This window comes from Winogradskyella algicola (assembly GCF_005869935.1).
Classification (GTDB): domain Bacteria; phylum Bacteroidota; class Bacteroidia; order Flavobacteriales; family Flavobacteriaceae; genus Winogradskyella; species Winogradskyella algicola.
On record NZ_SZQF01000004.1, the window covers coordinates 146,405 to 164,461 of the forward strand.

Annotated in this window: 19 protein-coding genes; 7 read left to right on the plus strand and 12 right to left on the minus strand. The window is 32.5% G+C overall.

Annotated features, from left to right (window positions below):
- Window positions 1–101 precede the first annotated feature (101 nt).
- The 7 genes from FC091_RS08150 to FC091_RS08180 form a co-directional block, all read right to left on the minus strand.
- Window positions 102–617 (minus strand): IS1096 element passenger TnpR family protein, encoded by a 516-nt coding sequence (locus tag FC091_RS08150; RefSeq protein ID WP_138433784.1) that lies wholly within the window; start codon window positions 615–617, stop codon window positions 102–104.
- A gap of 166 nt (window positions 618–783) precedes the next feature.
- Window positions 784–1,800: a COX15/CtaA family protein gene (locus FC091_RS08155; RefSeq protein WP_138433785.1), complete on the minus strand. Its 1,017-nt coding sequence runs from the start codon at window positions 1,798–1,800 to the stop codon at window positions 784–786.
- The gene (locus FC091_RS08160) at window positions 1,787–2,275 is read right to left on the minus strand and encodes a GNAT family N-acetyltransferase (protein ID WP_138433786.1); all 489 of its coding nucleotides are present in this window, start codon (window positions 2,273–2,275) and stop codon (window positions 1,787–1,789) included. Before FC091_RS08160 ends, FC091_RS08155 begins: the two co-directional genes overlap by 14 nt.
- Entirely contained in the window at window positions 2,272–3,690 is a 1,419-nt protein-coding gene (locus FC091_RS08165; RefSeq protein ID WP_138433787.1) for a CCA tRNA nucleotidyltransferase, read from the minus strand. Before FC091_RS08165 ends, FC091_RS08160 begins: the two co-directional genes overlap by 4 nt.
- Before the next feature lie 92 nt (window positions 3,691–3,782).
- Window positions 3,783–4,958 carry a glycosyltransferase family 4 protein gene (locus tag FC091_RS08170; protein ID WP_138433788.1) on the minus strand — a complete coding sequence of 392 codons (1,176 nt, stop codon included), beginning with the start codon at window positions 4,956–4,958 and terminating at the stop codon, window positions 3,783–3,785.
- 1 nt (window position 4,959) lies between these two features.
- On the minus strand, window positions 4,960–6,069 hold the full coding sequence (locus FC091_RS08175; RefSeq protein WP_138433789.1) for a glycosyltransferase family 4 protein: 1,110 nt from the start codon (window positions 6,067–6,069) through the stop codon (window positions 4,960–4,962).
- Window positions 6,070–6,108: 39 nt separating this feature from the next.
- Window positions 6,109–6,960, minus strand: coding sequence for a glycosyltransferase (locus FC091_RS08180; RefSeq protein WP_138433790.1), 852 nt, complete (start codon window positions 6,958–6,960; stop codon window positions 6,109–6,111).
- Window positions 6,961–7,032: 72 nt separating this feature from the next.
- Here FC091_RS08180 and FC091_RS08185 point away from each other — a divergent pair, with 72 nt between their 5' ends.
- Window positions 7,033–7,806: a Kdo domain containing protein gene (locus FC091_RS08185; protein ID WP_138433791.1), complete on the plus strand. Its 774-nt coding sequence runs from the start codon at window positions 7,033–7,035 to the stop codon at window positions 7,804–7,806.
- Here FC091_RS08185 and FC091_RS08190 read toward each other — a convergent pair.
- Window positions 7,803–8,615 (minus strand): glycosyltransferase family 2 protein, encoded by an 813-nt coding sequence (locus FC091_RS08190; RefSeq protein ID WP_246035830.1) that lies wholly within the window; start codon window positions 8,613–8,615, stop codon window positions 7,803–7,805. The genes FC091_RS08185 and FC091_RS08190 overlap by 4 nt on opposite strands.
- On the opposite strand from FC091_RS08190, the gene FC091_RS08195 reads away from it, so the two are divergent.
- Together FC091_RS08195 and FC091_RS08200 are read left to right on the plus strand one after the other, a co-directional pair.
- The gene (locus FC091_RS08195) at window positions 8,606–9,427 is read left to right on the plus strand and encodes a glycosyltransferase family 2 protein (RefSeq protein WP_138433792.1); all 822 of its coding nucleotides are present in this window, start codon (window positions 8,606–8,608) and stop codon (window positions 9,425–9,427) included. The two genes, FC091_RS08190 and FC091_RS08195, sit on opposite strands and share 10 nt — an antisense overlap.
- Window positions 9,428–9,434: 7 nt before the next feature.
- Window positions 9,435–10,256: a glycosyltransferase family 2 protein gene (locus tag FC091_RS08200; protein WP_138433793.1), complete on the plus strand. Its 822-nt coding sequence runs from the start codon at window positions 9,435–9,437 to the stop codon at window positions 10,254–10,256.
- 2 nt (window positions 10,257–10,258) lie between these two features.
- Here FC091_RS08200 and FC091_RS08205 read toward each other — a convergent pair whose 3' ends face one another.
- The 3 genes from FC091_RS08205 to FC091_RS08215 all read right to left on the minus strand — a co-directional run bounded on the left by FC091_RS08205 (window position 10,259) and on the right by FC091_RS08215 (window position 13,061).
- Complete coding sequence (locus FC091_RS08205; RefSeq protein ID WP_138433794.1) at window positions 10,259–11,323, minus strand: glycosyltransferase family 9 protein; 1,065 nt, start codon at window positions 11,321–11,323, stop codon at window positions 10,259–10,261.
- Between the two features lie 123 nt (window positions 11,324–11,446).
- On the minus strand, window positions 11,447–12,148 hold the full coding sequence (locus tag FC091_RS08210; RefSeq protein WP_138433795.1) for a DUF559 domain-containing protein: 702 nt from the start codon (window positions 12,146–12,148) through the stop codon (window positions 11,447–11,449).
- Between the two features lie 97 nt (window positions 12,149–12,245).
- Window positions 12,246–13,061: a 2,3,4,5-tetrahydropyridine-2,6-dicarboxylate N-succinyltransferase gene (locus FC091_RS08215; RefSeq protein ID WP_138433796.1), complete on the minus strand. Its 816-nt coding sequence runs from the start codon at window positions 13,059–13,061 to the stop codon at window positions 12,246–12,248.
- 365 nt (window positions 13,062–13,426) lie between these two features.
- Between FC091_RS08215 and ruvX the strand changes: the two genes are divergently transcribed.
- From ruvX to mazG, 4 genes are all read left to right on the plus strand, one after another.
- Window positions 13,427–13,840, plus strand: coding sequence for a Holliday junction resolvase RuvX (ruvX, locus tag FC091_RS08220; RefSeq protein ID WP_138433797.1), 414 nt, complete (start codon window positions 13,427–13,429; stop codon window positions 13,838–13,840).
- 37 nt (window positions 13,841–13,877) lie between these two features.
- Window positions 13,878–14,468, plus strand: coding sequence for a peptide deformylase (gene def, locus FC091_RS08225; protein ID WP_138433798.1), 591 nt, complete (start codon window positions 13,878–13,880; stop codon window positions 14,466–14,468).
- A gap of 10 nt (window positions 14,469–14,478) precedes the next feature.
- On the plus strand, window positions 14,479–14,907 hold the full coding sequence (locus FC091_RS08230; protein WP_138433799.1) for a DUF5606 family protein: 429 nt from the start codon (window positions 14,479–14,481) through the stop codon (window positions 14,905–14,907).
- A gap of 152 nt (window positions 14,908–15,059) precedes the next feature.
- Complete coding sequence (gene mazG, locus FC091_RS08235; protein WP_138433800.1) at window positions 15,060–15,833, plus strand: nucleoside triphosphate pyrophosphohydrolase; 774 nt, start codon at window positions 15,060–15,062, stop codon at window positions 15,831–15,833.
- 252 nt (window positions 15,834–16,085) lie between these two features.
- On the opposite strand, the gene FC091_RS08240 is transcribed toward mazG, so the two are convergent.
- A complete protein-coding gene (locus FC091_RS08240; protein ID WP_138433801.1) occupies window positions 16,086–18,047 on the minus strand; it encodes a DUF349 domain-containing protein in 1,962 nt (653 codons plus the stop codon).
- Between the last annotated feature and the right edge of the window lie 10 nt (window positions 18,048–18,057).

Below are 18,057 nucleotides of genomic sequence, written 5' to 3' on the forward strand. Positions count from 1 at the left end.
TGATTGATTATGTAAGTAAGACGAACAACTGATTTTTTTGTTACACAAAAACAACAAAGCACCAATTTATGGTGCTTTGTTTATAGTTTTAATACTGTTTTTTAGTTCCAGTTTTCATCAAAATCGAGATTTTCGTAGTCGTCGATGTCTAGGTCGTCTTCAAATTCATTGTAATCCTCGTCTTCATCAGCTTCAAACATTTTGTCTGGAGCCTCATCTGGTATCTGTCCATGAACAAACATTAAGTTAGGGTAATCTGTACCTTGAGCTTCTTCAACGATTTCAGCAAGTTCTACGTAAAAAGTCCACATGCTTAAAAAGTCGTAAACATATATAAGTTTTGGTGACGCTTCGTGTACAATATCTTTAATGATTGTTGTGCTCATCATTTTAACTTCGTTACCTGCTTCACTCATGTCAAACATGGCAATTTCTTCGCCTTGGTTCCACTCATCATCACTTACGTAAAATGAAGCCATTTCCATACCATCAAAACCAAAAGATTGGGTTATAATGTTATGTAAATCTTCCATAGTATCTGTTTCGCGGATTTCTAAATCACGAAACACATCGTCTTCTGTATCATTGTCTAATATGACTCTAAATCTGTAAATCATTTTGCAAAGATAGATTTTAAAACGTAATTATTATACGCTGAAAAGTATTTAGTTTTATGTTAATTATTAGAAACTCTTTTTATTGAATAGCTATAAAAGTATAGGTGTTTTTAGTAGTATTCTTCAAAGTATTAGTACTTTCTAACACCTAACACCTAACATTTCACTACTTACTAAAACGATGAAGTGTAAACACCATACAACTCAATAAAATAAAAGCAACCACCTGATGTAAAACACCTAGCCAAACAGGTACTGCTAATAAAAGTGTAAGTACACCTAGTAAAAACTGAATTCCTACTACGATTAAAAGGCTGTTAACACCTTTTGTTTGCCATCTTGATATATCGTTTCGTGTAGCTTTATACCAAATTGCTAAAATAAATATAACCACTACGTAGGCTAATGTTCTATGTACAAACTGAACACCGCTTTTTCCTTCAAGAAAATTAAGATAGGTTGGGTTTTGCTCTGTGTATACGGTCTCGTGCATAAATTTTCCTTCACTCATAAATGGCCAGTGATTGTGAATCCAACCTGCATCTAGTCCTGCTACAAATGCACCATAAATTATCTGAATGACTAATACTACTAACCCTATTCTTATAAAATTTCTAAGTTTGGTATCAATAGCTTTTTTATTAGGAAATATTAAATCTAATGCCACCCAAAATGTATATGCAAATGTTAAAAACGCTGTAGTGAGATGTGCCGCTAACCTGTAATGGCTTACGTCTGGTCTGTCTACCAATCCACTTTTTACCATGTACCATCCAAGGAACCCCTGAAAACCTCCCAAAAAAAGTAGAATAACGGATTTTTTAATAGTCGATTTAGTAAGCTGTTTTCTAATTAAAAAGTACACAAAAGGAATGATGAACACCAACCCAATAAACCGACCGATTACGCGGTGTATCCATTCCCAAAAGTAAATGTCTTTAAACTCTTCTAAAGACATACCATAATTAAGTTTTTGATATTCTGGATATTGTTTATACAAATCAAATGCTTCATTCCATTCAATCTCATTCATTGGAGGAATTGTTCCAGAGATTAACTTGTAATTAGATATAGATAATCCAGAATGTGTAAGTCGGGTAATACCACCAACAATTACCATAATAAAAATTAAGAAACAACCTGTGAGTAGCCAATAGATTACGGCTTTGTTATCCTTTTTCATTGTCTTTTTTCTTTTTCAGTTTTTCAATTTTTTTTTTTTCAAAGCAAATACTATTTTCAACACCTGTGTATTGCCCATAGTTGGGCGTAATTTTATAATTATTTCTTTTGTAGAAGGCGACAGCCTCGGTTTGTCTAATTCCTGTTTCTAAAATAATTGTACTGTAACCTATTTCCTTAGCCCAATCTTCGAGTTCGTTTAAAATTTTTGTGGCGATTCCTTTTTTTCTAGCTTCAGGAAGCGTAAACATTCGTTTTATTTCAACCTTATTAGAGTCAAAAATTTTGAATGCACCACAGGCTATGGCTTTATTGTTATCATAGGCTATAACGACATGCTTTAAATGTTCTATACCGTTGAATTGGTTGTAAAAGTCATGTTCATCACCATCTGTGATTTTAAGATACGCATCTAATTTTTTTACAAGTACCTTAAAATCGTTGTGATTGGCGTCTGTTCTTAGAATTGATGTCATACATTAACCACATTTAAGCCCAAGGCTTTTCCTTTTTCTATCATAAACTGATGTGCTGCATCATATTCATTAGGGATATCTCCTTCAAGAATCGCCTCTTTAATCGCTTCTTTTATAATACCGATTTCCTTTGAAGGCTTAAGATTAAATGTTTTCATAATCTCTTCGCCAGATACAGGAGGTTGAAAATTACGAACACGATCGCGTTCTTCCACCTCTACAATTTTATCTCTTACGAGTTTAAAATTGTTATGATACTTATTAAATTTTTTAGGATTCTTAGTCGTTATATCGGCTTCGCAAAGTGTCATTAAATCATCAACGTGTTCACCAGCATCAAAAACCAAGCGCCTTACTGCTGAGTCTGTAACTTCACTTGCTAAGACGATAGGTCGAGAGCTCATTAATACCATTTTTTGAACAAATTTCATTTTGTCATTCAGTGGCATTTTTAATCGCTTAAAGAGTTTGTAAACCATTTTAGAACCAACAAATTCGTGGGCATGGAATGTCCAACCTACTTTTTTACTAAATTTTTTGGTCGGAGCTTTACCAATATCGTGTAAAAGTGCAGCCCAACGCAACCAAAGATTGTCTGTAGTTTTACAAATATTATCTACAACTTCTAAGGTGTGATAAAAATTGTCTTTGTGTCGTTGTCCCTCTTTTTCGTCAATGCCTTTTAAAGCAGTAAGTTCTGGTAAAATATAATCTAGAAGACCCGTTTTTTCGAGCAGTTTAAAACCAATTGAAGGTTTATCACTTTCAAGAATTTTGTTTAACTCAGTAACAATACGCTCTTTGGTTATGATTTTTATTCGGTCCTTGTTGTCTGTGATAGCCTTGAGAGACTGCTCTTCAATTTTGAAGTTTAACTGCGTTGCAAATCGAATAGCACGCATCATACGTAGCGGATCGTCACTATAGGTTATGTTTGGATCTAAAGGTGTTCTTATAATACCTTTGTCTAAATCTTCTATGCCTTTAAAAGGATCTAATAACTCACCAAAATTTGATGGATTAAGACTAAGAGCAAGTGCATTTATTGTAAAATCACGTCGGTTTTGGTCATCTTGTAGAGTTCCGTTTTCAACAATAGGATTACGGCTATCCTCATTATAACTTTCTTTGCGTGCGCCAACAAACTCAACCTCAATATCGTCGTAGCGAAGCATTGCTGTGCCATAGGTTTTGAAAATTTGAACTTTAGGGTTCGTAGGTAGGTTTTTAGACACTTGTTGTGCCAATTCTATACCACTACCAACAGCAACAACATCAATGTCTTTAGCATCACCACGTTCTAAGAAATAGTCGCGAACAAAACCACCAATAACATAGCTATCTAGCTGTAGTTCATTAGCGGATTGCGAAATAGTCTTAAAAATGTTGTGCTTTAGAGCCTTTTTGTGTGTCATACCTTACCCACTAAATAGTGTTTTGCAAAGATACGATTTAGGGTAAGCATTATCAAAAGGATTTATGACAACTTAAGCTTATACTGTTAAATTTAAATTGATAAAATACTATTGTATAGTATAAGTGTCTGTTCTATCATTTTTTCTTTTGAATAATACTGAAGAATATCTTTTCTAGCTTTTCTAGCTATTGAATTATAACTTTCTGGGGATTCAAAAATGTTACTTATTAAGGTGATATAATCTTTCTTATTATTTGCTATGAGTCCATTTTCTCCATCAATAATAATTTCTTTAAAGGCAGGAATATTTGACGCTATAACTATTTTTTCTAATGACATAGCTTCCTCTATTGCAAGACTAAAATTTTCATTTAGAGAAGGGAAAACGCAAATATTGGCTTCTTGAAGTAGATTTGTAAGTTGATTTTGATTTTTTGGTCCATGATATGTGGTTTTTTTTAAGGCTGTTGATGTTAATACTTCACTTGATAAGTATTCCCAGTAACCTTGACCTCTGCCTATAAGATTTAAAGAAGCATTAGGGAACTTTTTAGAAATTGTATTAAAAACTTCACATAAAATATCTACTCCTTTAGCTTTTGAAATAGTGCCAAAATAATACAAGGATTGTTTCTTAATCTTGTGCTCTCTATTATCTGGATAAAAAAAACTAGAATCAATTCCATTGTATATTATGTTATGAATTTTAATATTGTAAATTTTCTTTACGGCATCAGCGGAAAATTTTGAAACAGCAATAAGATGTTTTGCTTTTTTTAAAGCTATTTGCTCCATTTTTATTTTAAACTCATCCTTTTTGGCACCTAAATAATAATGCCAAAAACCTCTAGATCCATGAAATCTTAGAACTAAAGGAGTACTATTATCCCAAAATGCAGTATACCCATTGAAAACGAACGATTCTATAATATCTATATTGTTTTTTATACAGTGGGTTTTTAACTTTTTTGCATAATACTTTCGTTCTTTAATAAGAAAATTTAAGTCAGCTTTTTTATATCCTAGCTTTGAAGTTATAGATCTTTTTAATTCGTTAAAGCGAAATTGTTTAGAATACTTTTTTATAAATTTAAAATGAATGCCTTTGTCTTCAAATTCTAAGGGTTTTTTAGAAAAACCATAAACAAATATTTCATGCCCTTGTTGTGATAATGATTCGCTCATTATTTTTAAAAATGAGCCAACACCACCTGAGTTTGGTAAGTTTGGATGAGAATATTCGTTTGTGAAGAAAAGTATTCGCATTTTATTGTTTTAATTGATGTTTTGATAATTCGTCGTACATTTTCTTTGCAATTACTTTCTTGGTAAAGTTATCTAATAAATATTGATATCCGTTTTTAGTAAATTTATCTTGTAAACCTTTGTCTTGCATTAGTAAAGTTACCTTTTCTGCAAAATCTTTAGGGTTGCCTACTTCAGCTAAAAGACCAGTTTCACCATCTACAATAACTTCAGAAATACCACCAGCATCTGCAGCTACAATAGGAACTTTACAAGCATAAGATTCTAATAATACACCTCCTGTAGGTTCGTTGTTTGAGGTGAATAAGAATAAATCAAATTCAGGTAAAATCTCAGGAACATCTCTTCTAAAACCTGTGAAAATAATGTGCTCTGTTAAGCCTTTATCTTCAACATATTTCTTTATGTCTTGTTCCATACTTCCTTTACCAACAAGAATGTATTTGGCTTTAATAGCATTTTCTTTTACCAATATCTCAACAGTATCTACCCAAGTATAATGGTCTTTAAAACCGGTAAATTCAGCAATATTTCCAATAATTTTATATTCTTTTTGAATGTTGAATTCCTCATGTAATATTCCGGTGCCTTCTTGCTTCTTGAATTTGTTAATATCAGTAACACTGCCAACTACAGCAAAACGACTATGATCCTTAACAGCAAATTTTAAAGATTCTACAACAGGTTGAGAGACACAAATAATTTTTTTAATGTCTTTGTAATTGTATTTCCATTTTCTAAAGAAATTGGTATCTACACGTTTTATGAGTGTTCTGCAAAGCACCAAAGGCACTTTCATTCTAAAAATAAAATGAGCTAAAACAGCTATAGTATGCGCTTTACTGCTATGTATGAAAATCACAGATGCTTGTTTTTCTTCTGCTAATTTTTTAAAAGTTTTTGCATAAGACAAGCTATATTCAGATTTATATTCAAACGGAATGACTTGCATACCTTTTTCAGTAGCAATACGTTCTACTTCAGAACCTATAGGGCAAACAATCCACTGGTCTTCTACATAACCCTCTGCTTTAAAAGCTTCGTATAAATAGATAATTTTTTGTTCGTGACCACGCCAACCATTAGAGGCTGTAAATTGTATTAACCGCATTTAAATTGTTTTTAGCAAAGCAAAAGTAAGGTTTTAAGGTTACTTTATTTTATAGAGTCCTAAGGCTTTTTTAAACTTTTTACTAGCAAGAACATAATTAACGTAGAGCTTATTTTTTAGGCTTAATTTTCGCCATTTTTTATGAGGAATAATCTCTTTAGATATTTTTTCTTCAATAGTTTTAGATACTATAAACTTAGTTTTTATAACGTCCCAATCTACATTGTCATAACCATCAAATTCATTGACTTTATTTTTTTCATGAATAATAGACATCCAAAGACGTTTGTTAGCAACTTCAATACGTCTAGATTCTTTTTTCCACATATTATGATCGCTAAACCAAACTGTTTTTGGTGCTTCATTTTTTTCAATAAGACTGATAAAAGGATTAAAAATATGCTCTTTTTTACCCAACATTATATCTGGTGAAATTTGAAGCGAATAGCCTTTTAATATATCTATTGCCATAAAATCTTGAGACTTAAATTGAGATTGAATTGAAGCAATATAATCTTTATGAATACAATCATCATTATCTATACGAGAGGTAATTATATACGGAGATTCATTACTGTCTTCAGTAATATAATCTTTTATGGAACAATGAAAAGCATCCATACCGTCAATATAGAATGATTTAAAGTGAGGGTAGGGTTTTAGTAAAGTTTCTATTTCATCCTTAAAATCAGAATCTGTACTTGTGTCAAAGAACAATAGCCATTTAAAATTTGTGTTGGTTTGACTTGCCACAGATGGTAAACAAAAATTACTAAAAAGACCAATACGGTGTTTCATCCACTCGCGCGTTAATAAGGTTTCGTTATTCTTAGTAACTTCCCAGTTTTTGTTTTTAAGATTAAAACGCGTAATAAGATAATGTTTAAACATGCTGTAGTATTAGTTGCAGGCAAATTTAAAGAATTAAATAGCTACTTTTGCATACTAAGTTAATAGCAATATATGTCTGTAACAATTAAAATTCATAAAGATTCTAAACTTACTAAGTCCACTGTTTTATCTACACTCGATAATTTTGAGCATCATGGAGAACTTATAGGTACAGGTTACAGAAACGTTATTAAGATTCTTGATATTGAAGGTGAACGCTATAATATCAAAGGGTTTAAAGTACCTAATTTGGTGAATAAGATTGTTTATCGTTTTTTTAGAAAAAGTAAAGCAGAACGTTCTTTTTTATATGCTGAGCGTTTATTAAAAAGCAGAATTTTAACACCAAAGCCAGAAGCTTACATTGAGTATAAATCCTTGTTTTTTTTTGGAAAAAGCTATTACATAAGTAAGCAATTAGAATACGATTTTACCATAAGAAAACTCATTGACGAGCCTGAGTGTGATGATTACGATAATATCCTTAGGCAGTTTACACAATTCACTTTCAAGTTACACGAAAAAGGCATACACTTTTTAGATCATTCACCAGGAAATACTTTAATCAAAAAAACAGATTCTGGTTACGACTTTTATTTGGTAGATCTTAATAGAATGAACTTTAAAACGCTAACGTATGATGAGCGATTAGCAAATTTTGCACGCTTATCTCCAAAAGATTATATGCTAGATATAATAAGTGATGAATATGCCAAGCTTATAAATAAACCGCACGAAGAGGTTAAAGAGAGAATGTACTTTTTTTCTAATAAATTTTCTTCTGGTTTTAAGAAAAAAGAGGCTTTTAAAAAGAAGTATTATTTCTGGCGAAAAAAGAAAAACTAAATTTTCTTTTTATAAATCTCACGCAACTTCGAGTACTTCAAAAAAGTAATGTTTGCAGTCTGTACACAGATTACAAAGCCGTTAAAACCATCTAAAATTCCAAGTCTTAAAATATAAGATTTAAAAAATGCCCAAGTCGGATTCCAAACTATTTTCCAGATAGGAGCCGTTTTACCTTTGTCATAATAAGCCTTGGCTGCAATTGTAGAGAAATGTTCGGTTTTTTTATTGAATTCAGAATAAGTTTGGTACGTCCAATGAAGAATGTCTCCTTTTAAATGTCCACTTTTGGTCTTATTATCATAAAACTGAACATTATCATGCGGATTAATCCCTGTCCATTTAGCTTTTGTTTTGTCGAAAACACGTAATTTTCTGTTAGGATACCAATCGCTGTGTTTTATCCATTGACCGCAAAAATTATTATAACGGTTGGCATAATATCCATCAAAAACCCAGTTGTTTTTTAGCTCAATTATAGATTTTTGAAGTTCATCAGAAAGTGCCTCATCACCATCAAGAGAAACAACATGGTTGTATGTAGCTTGGTTTAGTGCAAAGTTCTTTTGCTCTATGTAGCCTAAAAACTTTTGCTCAATAAAAGTTACATTATATTTTAGGCAAATAGCTTTGGTATTATCGGTAGAGTAGGAATCAACAACAACAATTTCGTCAACAACATTAACTAAGGATTGTAAACATCGCTCAATATTTCGTTCTTCATTAAAGGTAATAATAACACCAGAGAGTTTTAGCATAGTTGTGATTTCACTGCTGTAAAAATAGTATTTTTGTGCTAATGAAATCATCACTAAAGGCTTCAGTTATCATAAGCACTTACAACCAGCCAAAATGGTTAGCGTTGGTGTTGCATAGTTATGGTATTCAAACAGAACCTAATTTCGAATTAATCATAGCCGATGATGGTTCTGATGAGAGAACAAAGGCTGTGATTGATGAGTTTTCTAAGCAGTCAAGCATTGATGTTACTCATGTATGGCAGGAGGATGAAGGCTTTCAGAAAACCAAAATTCTTAATAAGGCTATTATGGCTTCAAATTCAGAATATCTCATATTTACAGATGGTGATTGTATTGCAAGAGAAGATTTTGTAGCAACACATTTAAAGTTGAAGCAAACGAATTGTGCACTATCAGGAGGGTATTTCAAGTTATCTGACAAAATATCTCAAATTATTACTAAAGAGATCATAGATTGCCAAAAATGTTTCGATAAACAGTGGCTTATAATCAAAGGTCAACCCAAAAGTTTTAAGCTAAATAAGTTAACTAAGTCTAAAGTTAAAGCAAACCTTTTAAATATATTAACACCCACAAAAGCTACTTTTGATGGTATGAATGTGTCTTGTTACAAAAGCGATATTTTAGCTGTAAATGGTTTTGATGAACGTATGCAATATGGAGGTGAAGATCGGGAATTAGGCGAGCGTATGATGAACAATGGTGTAAGATTCAAGCAAGTGAGGTATAGCACTATTTGCGTACATTTGCGTCACGAAAGACCTTATAAAAACGAAGAAGCAGAGACTTTAAATCTGAAAATTCGAAAAGAAACAAAAAAAAATAAATCAACATATACCAAGTTCGGTATTAAGAGATAAAAAATTCATGGCGTTACCAAAAATTACAGTCATTATTGCTACTTACAATAAAACCGATTGGTTAGAGAAGGTGCTGTATGGCTATAGTGTACAAACCTACAAAGACTTTGATGTTATTATAGCAGATGATGGTTCTACAGAAGAAACCAAAAATTTAATTGATAAGTTTAAACAAGACTATCCTGTAGAAATTACGCACGCATGGCATGAAGACAAAGGGTACAGACGCCAAAAAATTTTAAATGAAGCCATTGTAATGGCTAAGCACGATTATATTTTATTTACAGATGGAGATTGTATTCCACGTGAAGATTTTGTAGAAACTCATGCTAAACATGCCGAAAAAGGCTACTTTTTGTCTGGAGGCTACTGTAAACTTCCAATGGATATTAGCAAAACTATTGCTGAAGATGATATAAAATCTAAGCGTTGTTTTGATGTTAAATGGCTTAAAGAGCAAGGTGAGTTGAGTGGAAAAAACAAACTAAAGCTCTCTGTAAAAAACAGCCTGGCAGACTTCTTGGATGTGGTAACTCCAACAGGTGCTACATTTAATAACTGTAATTCCTCAGCATGGAAGTCTGATTTAATTGCAATCAATGGTTATGACGAACGTATGCAATATGGTGGGCCAGATAGGGAATTGGGTGAACGTTTGGTAAACAACGGCATTAAAACGAAACAAATACGTTACAAAGCTATTTGTCTGCATCTAGATCATGCACGTGGTTATAAAACACAAGAATCTTTAGATAGAAATTTAGCCATTAGAGCTAAGGTGAAAAAAGAAAATTTAAAGTGGACCGAATTCGGTATTAAGAAAGATTAAGCCTATAATCTTTCTAAAAATTTAACCAAGCCTTCCTCAAAAAGAGAAGGTTTAAATTTTAAATACAAATCGGAAGCTTTAGATTTTAATTCTTTTGGGTGCTTTATATCTAAATATGGCTGATTGTCATAATCTTTTAGATGAACCGAAACGTGCTTTATACCATCATCAAACATATTCCAAGCTTCTTTTTTTATCCAAGCAGAAAAAATAGTAAATGTTGGAATGTTCAAAGCTTTCGCCATGTTTATGGCACCTCCTTCATTTCCTATTAGTGCATCACAATGCTGTGTTATGGCTAAAAAATCTCTCAAACTTTTACCGAAAATATTAAAATGAATGTGCTGTTGAGTTTTGGGGTTGCACAAATCTAAGATAGTTTTTGCATCAGCTTCTTGTTTTGGTATATAATTGAATAAAATCTGGCTTTCGGGTTGAGTTGTTACGATTGTATCAATTACAGAAGCCATATAATCAAACGGATATGTTTTGTTAGATCCACTGCCTAAAACACCAATCATATATAGTGGTTTGTTAGTGTCAATGTTATTTGATTCTAAAAATGCTTGGGCTTTAGATTCTTCCGCTTTAGTAAGATATATTTTGGGTCTTACTATTTTGCTGCTGTCTATATCTATAGGCTGCAGTAGTTGCAGTCGATTTTCTATGGCCAAACCTGCATTAGTATCTGCTTTGGCCTTGTGTTTGTATAGATGCGTGTATAATAACTTATTTTTGCCTTTATCTATAGAAATTTTAATTTTCGCTTTAGAAAATAAAGTAATGAGGTTACTCGATAATTTAGAGTAAACATCTATAACAACATCATAATTTTCTTTTCGAAGTTGTTTAGCAAGCTTAAAAAGTTTCAGTTTACTTTTTTCGTGTTCTGGAGTAAAAAACTGAACCTTATCTATATGAGGGTTTTGATCTACAACAGGAAATGTGTGCGTATTTATAAGGTAATGCAATTCTGCATCAGGATAGTGATGTTTAATGGCTTCAAACAAAATGCTCGAAGCCAAAACATCGCCAATCATTTTTTGCTGTATAATTAGAATTTTCAAAGTTTAAGAAACGGTATCGTATAATCGTAAGTTACGGATTAAAGTTAAAATAATTTTCGTTTAAGTACTTACGCGCGCAATTCCGAGTGAATTCGGACGTAGTCGAATCCGCCGTAGTTGCGATTATACGTTGTTAGGTACTGGCTTTAATTCCATTGACTTTTTAATAGTCTCAATAACGTTTTCAATTTTTTCTCTAATTTCTTTTCCAGTAAACCTCAAACAAACAAATCCTAAATTTTGTAATTCTCGGTCAATATTTCTGTCACGTAATGCTTGATATTCAGTTCTTTCGTGATAAGTGTGTCCATCTGCATATATGCAAATCTTTTTGTCGGAAGTCTCAATGTAAAAATCAGGTAAAGTCAAAATCGTTTTTCTGTCAACTTGAAATTCTTTCGAATATCCTGTTCCATCTTTTCGTATTCTCCTTTGTAATTCGGAATCAATATTTGAGTTTTTCAAGGCAACGTAAAGTTTTTGCTCTAAAGGACTTTGGCAAGTATAAATACAATCAAAACAGACTAAATTCTTTTGGGGACAATTTTTGCAAATTTTTTCACTCTCTTGATAGTCAGAGATTTTTTCAGCTTCTTCTATTGAACAATTGAATTTTTCAGCAATTTCTTTAAATCCAAGTACATCATTTAGCTCATTTCTAAACTTGATTAAGTCTTTTCTATGAGCAATATGTGATAAATCCCATTTTTGATTCTTTTCCTCAATTTGAATTAAGAAGCTTTCACTATATTTATTTTCGTTGAGTCCTCTAAAAATTTTTCTTTCTTGAAGTATTTTTGAAACTGAGATTGGTATTCTTGCCATATTATATTTTCTATTTCAGTTTTTTTAACTTGTGGCTAACTAATTATTATTAAATTATATAGAATATTGAATACTGTGACTATGTACTGCCAACTGCTTAAACCGCTACATCATACTCGCGTAAAGCATCGTTCAAAGAAGTTTTCTTATCTGTACTTTCCTTACGTTTTCCAATAATAAAAGCACAAGGTACTTGGTATTCTCCTGCTGCAAATTTCTTAGTATAACTTCCAGGAATTACTACTGAACGCGCAGGCACTCTACCTTTCATTTCTACAGGTTGATCACCTGTTACATCTATAATTTTAGTGCTCATAGTTAATACCACATTAGCACCAAGTACTGCTTCTTTTTCTACATGTACTCCTTCTACAACAATACAACGGCTACCAATAAAAGCACCATCTTCAATAATAACTGGTGAAGCTTGTAATGGTTCTAAAACACCACCAATTCCAACGCCACCAGAAAGGTGTACATTTTTTCCAATCTGAGCACAACTACCAACAGTTGCCCAGGTGTCTACCATTGTACCTTCATCTACATAAGCGCCAATGTTAACATAACTTGGCATCATAATAACACCTTTAGAGATATAGGCTCCATGTCTTGCTACAGCATGCGGAACAACTCTAATGCCTTTTTCCATATAGTTGCGTTTCAATGGTATTTTGTCGTGATATTCAAAAATACCAACCTCGTGTGTTTCCATTTTCTGAATAGGAAAGTAGAGTACAACCGCTTTTTTAACCCATTCGTTTACTTGCCAGCCATCTTTAGTTGGTTCTGCTACTCTGAGTGTACCAGCGTCAATGAGATCAATAACACTTTTTATAGCATCTATGGTTACATGGTTGGTTAACAAAGAACGATCGTCCCAGGCATTTTCTATAACAGTTTGTAGTTGTTTCATGTGTTAAAAATTTCAGCAAAGATAAGGTGTTAAGTAGCCTTGGTAAAATATTTTTACTAAGAAATGTGACTTAATCCAAAACGCTGTGTCTCAATAACATTAAATGCGATGTAGATTTATTTCATGTAAGTTTATCTGAGAATTTAATTAATAGCTAATTACGAAAACTCCTCTCCCCTTAAATTGAGGAGTTTTCTTTTTTTTTGAAAAAAATGTGACCATTTAAAAGATATGGTGTCTTAATGATGTAATTAACGTGATTTATTTATAGAGGGTAATAAAATCAACGACTTAATTAATAGCTAATTCTAAAAACGCTTCTTTTTTATTAAGAAGCGTTTTTTTATTACACTATCTTTGCAGCAATGGGAAGAATTTTAGCCATAGATTACGGTACAAAGAGAACGGGTTTAGCAGTTACAGACCCTATGCAAATTATTGCATCGGGATTAACAACTGTTGAGACTAAAGAATTAATTCAGTATTTAAAAGCTTATATTAATTCTGAAGATGTGGAAAAATTTGTTGTGGGCGAACCTAAACAGATGGATAACACTGCTTCAGAGAGTGAAGTGCATATTCAGAAGTTTTTAGAAAAACTGCAAAAAGAAATTCCACAAATCCCTGTGGTGCGTGTAGATGAACGTTTTACTTCTAAAATGGCATTTCAAACTATGATAGACAGTGGTCTAAAGAAAAAACAAAGAAAGAATAAGGCACTTGTAGATGAAATAAGTGCAACCTTAATTTTGCAGAGTTTTTTGGCTTCAAATTTTTAAATAAGAATTGTACTTTTGCACCCGAAAACAACAAATTATGATATTACCGATAGTTGCATATGGAGATGCCGTATTAAAGAAAAAGGCTAAAGAAATCGATAAAGATTACCCAAAGCTTAATGAGTTGATAGAGAATATGTACGAGACTATGTATGGTGCTTATGGTGTTGGTTTAGCTGCACCACAAGTTGGTTTACCTATCCGTTTATTTTTGGTAGATACTGAGCCTTTTTCTGACGATGAAGATCTATCTGAAAAAGATAGAGAGCAAATGAAGAATTTTAAGAAAACATTCATTAATGCTCAAATTTTAGAGGAAGAAGGAGATGAATGGGCTTTTAATGAAGGTTGTTTAAGCATTCCAGATGTTAGAGAAGATGTATTTAGAAAGCCTAAAATAAAGATTCAATATCAAGATGAAAATTTTGAAACGCATGTTGAAGAATATGATGGTTTAATCGCTAGAGTTATTCAGCATGAGTATGATCATATCGAAGGAATTTTATTTACCGACAAACTCTCGTCGTTTAAAAAACGTTTGATAAAAGGAAAGTTGACAAATATTTCAAAAGGAAAAATAAGAATAGATTATAAAATGCGTTTTCCTGCAATGAGCAAAAAACGTTAATACAAAATATATGAGCTTAGATAAAATATTAGCTATTTCTGGAAAGCCAGGATTATACGAAATTGTAACACAAACAAGAACAGGTGCTGTTGTACAATCTTTAATTGACAAAAAGAGAATCACAGTAGGAGCACACAGTAACATTAGTATCTTAAGTGAAATTGCTATTTATACTTTAACCGAAGAAGTGCCTTTAAAAGATGTGCTTAAGAAGATTAAGGACAAAGAGAATGGCGAACAAACATCGATTAGCCATAAAGACGGAAAAGATACTTTAGAAGAGTATTTCTTTGAAGTTTTGCCTGATTATGATGAAGACCGTGTTTATGCATCAGACATTAAAAAGGTGATTCAATGGTATAACTTACTACACAAGAACGACCTTTTAGAATCTCTTGAAACCGAAGAAGAAGTTACTGCTTCTGACGAAGAAGAATAATTATAGACGTCAGTTCGAGTGATTCCGAAGAATGAGGAATTGTATCGAGAACATTTTCAAAGTTTGAAATTCTTATTCTCGATAAAAATTTCATTCATTTCAATTATGAAATTCACTCAAATTGACGAATTTTATATAGCTATAAATTAACAATGTCGGATAAAACTGCCCAACTAAAAGCTTTTGAACGTTTGCTTGTAATTATGGACGAGTTGCGAGAGCAATGTCCGTGGGATAAAAAGCAAACGATGGAATCGTTGCGTCATCTCACCATAGAAGAAGTGTACGAGCTTGGTGATGCCATTTTAGATAATGACTTAGATGAGGTAAAAAAAGAGTTGGGAGATGTGTTACTGCATATTGTTTTTTATTCTAAAATAGGAAGCGAAACAGACAATTTTGATATCGCAGATGTATGCAATAGTATCTGCGATAAACTTATAGATCGTCATCCTCACATTTATGGTGATGTAAAAGTTGAAAACGAGGAAGACGTAAAACGTAATTGGGAGCAATTAAAACTCAAAGAAGGTAAGAAGAGTGTTCTTGAAGGTGTACCCAAAAGTCTGCCAGCTATGGTAAAAGCCAATCGCATACAAGATAAAGTAGCAGGTGTTGGTTTTGATTGGGAACAACCAGAGCAAGTTTTTGAAAAAGTAGAAGAGGAGCTAGCCGAATTAAAAGCAGAAATAGCAAAAGGTAATCAAGATGCTATAGAAAGTGAGTTTGGCGATGTGTTGTTTTCTATGATTAATTATGCGCGCTTTCTAAAAATTAATCCCGAAAATGCCTTAGAACGTACCAATAAAAAATTCATAAAACGCTTTCAGTATCTCGAAAGTAAATCTAAAGCGCTTAATAAACCACTAAAAGACATGACCTTATCTGAAATGGATGTTTTTTGGGAAGAAGCGAAATCTCTTTAGTTGTTTGCCATTCTGTATTTGTTTTAGAATCTGATAATGTTAAAATTATCCCAAAACGAAATATGGAACATCCAAACAGAAATTCCCCACGTAAATAAAGTGTATAAAAGCAAAACGTTTTTATAATCTTAGTAGGAAATCTTAATTATTATTAAGCGGTTGTAATTAAGGTTAATTTAGTTTAGTTAGGACAAAACCCATCTGTTAGTAACAGATGGGTTTTGGTTTTTATCTAATAAAGAGGTTAAGAAACTAAGAATACATTCCACGAAGCTTAGATAATTTAGCTTTCCAAGTTTCTAATTCTTTTTTGTGCTTAGCAATGTTTTTATGCACGTCTTTTACCAATGGATTATCAGAATCTACATTAGTGAAAAATTGCAAGTTATTTTCAAGCTGCGTTATTTCAGATTTTACTTCACCAATTTTTTTGCGGATAAAGTTTTGTTCGTTATCTAAAAGTCTAGTATCATCATCATTGTTGGCTAAATTTTCAAGCTTGCTTTCAAATTTTATCATTTCTAACTTAGACTTCTCCATTTTTAGCTTATCAAAAGCATCGTCTATTGCTTTGTAGAATTTACCATCTATGTAGCGTTTATTTTGTGGTACATAGCCAACTTCTTTCCATTCGGCAATTTTTGTTTTTAAAGTTTCTACATCAGCTTTATTGTCACCACTTAGTTCCATGGCTTTTAAGTCATCAAGTAGCTTTACTTTTTTATCAAACGCATCATACAAATGTTGGTTTTCAGCCTTACGTTGTGCATGCATTCTGTCAAAATAGTGGTTACATGCATTTTTAAACTGTTTCCAGATTTTATCGCTATCGCGTCTTGGAACATGACCAATTTTTTTCCAATCGTTTTGAATTTTCTTCATTAAAGGAGTAACAACTGCAAAGTCGTCACTGTCTTTGTTTTCTTCAGCAATTTTTATAAGTTCTTTCTTCTTTTGAAGGTTTTCGTATTGGTCTTTCTTTAAATCTTTATAAAATTTATTTTTACCGCGATTAAAGTTTCGTACCGTGTCTTTAAACTTTGCCCAAGTAGCTTCGTTTACCTTTAAAGGCACTTTACCTGCATTAAAAAATGCTTCACGTAGTGCTTCAACTTCTTTTATTTTCTTTTGCCAAGCACTATGAGCATTAGCTTTATCATCTGCAATAGCTTGTATTTTGGCTATGATTTCTTCTTTCTTTTCAAGATTCTTTTCATAAGCTTTGTCTAAATCTGCATAGTAAGCTTGGCGCTTATCATGTATTGTTTTTGTGGCATTGCTAAAACGTTCCCAGATGTCTTCTCTATGTTCTTTGGCTACAGGTCCAAGTTCCTCTTTCCAAAGTTTATGTAATACCTGCAGCTCTCTAAAAGCACGGTTTACGTTGTCATCCTTAGCAAGTTCTTCGGCACGTTCTATAATCTTTAATTTTTGATCATAGTTGTGTTTAAAGTCCATGTCACGCAAGTCGTTATTAAGATGTAAAAAATCGTAAAAACGCTCTACATGATGATGGTAGGTGTTCCAGGCATTATTGTATTTATCTCTTGGTATTGGGCCAGCATTACGCCATTTTTCTTGAAGTTCTTTAAAGGTTTTATAGGTAGTACCCATGTTTTCTTCTACAGAAAGAAGACCTTTAATTTCTTCAATAATAGCTAATCTGTTTTCGAGATTTTGCTTTAAGTTATGTTCGCGCTCTTTGTAGTAGGCACTTATATTTTGTTTGTAATCTTTATAAAGTTGGTTGAATAATTTTTTAGTGTCGTTGGTGTAGTAGAAGTCTATTTCGTTACCACCATCGTTTATAAATTCTTCTTTTTTCTCCTCTAAAAGCTCACTGAATTTGGCATTAAATTCGGCTTTAATTTCATTGACTTGCTTTGAGATGGTCTGAATTTTGTGATGTTTTAAAAGTCTGTTTAATTCTTCTGCTAAATCTTGCATAGACATAGCATGGTAATCTTTTTCTTCGACATCATGACGCTCTGCATTTGAGTCGTCTTCTGCGTCCTCTGCATTAGAAGCTTCAATTTCTGAATGTGCATCAGCGTCTACCTTAGGTTCATTGTTAGGAGCTTTAGCAGTTTCATTTTCATTTTTCACATCAGTATGTTCTTCAACTTGTGGTGTTGATTCTTCTTGCGGAGCAGTGTTTTGTAACTCTACTTCTTTTTTTCCGTCTGCATCTTGCAGGTTATCATTCTCAGACATATGTCGAAAT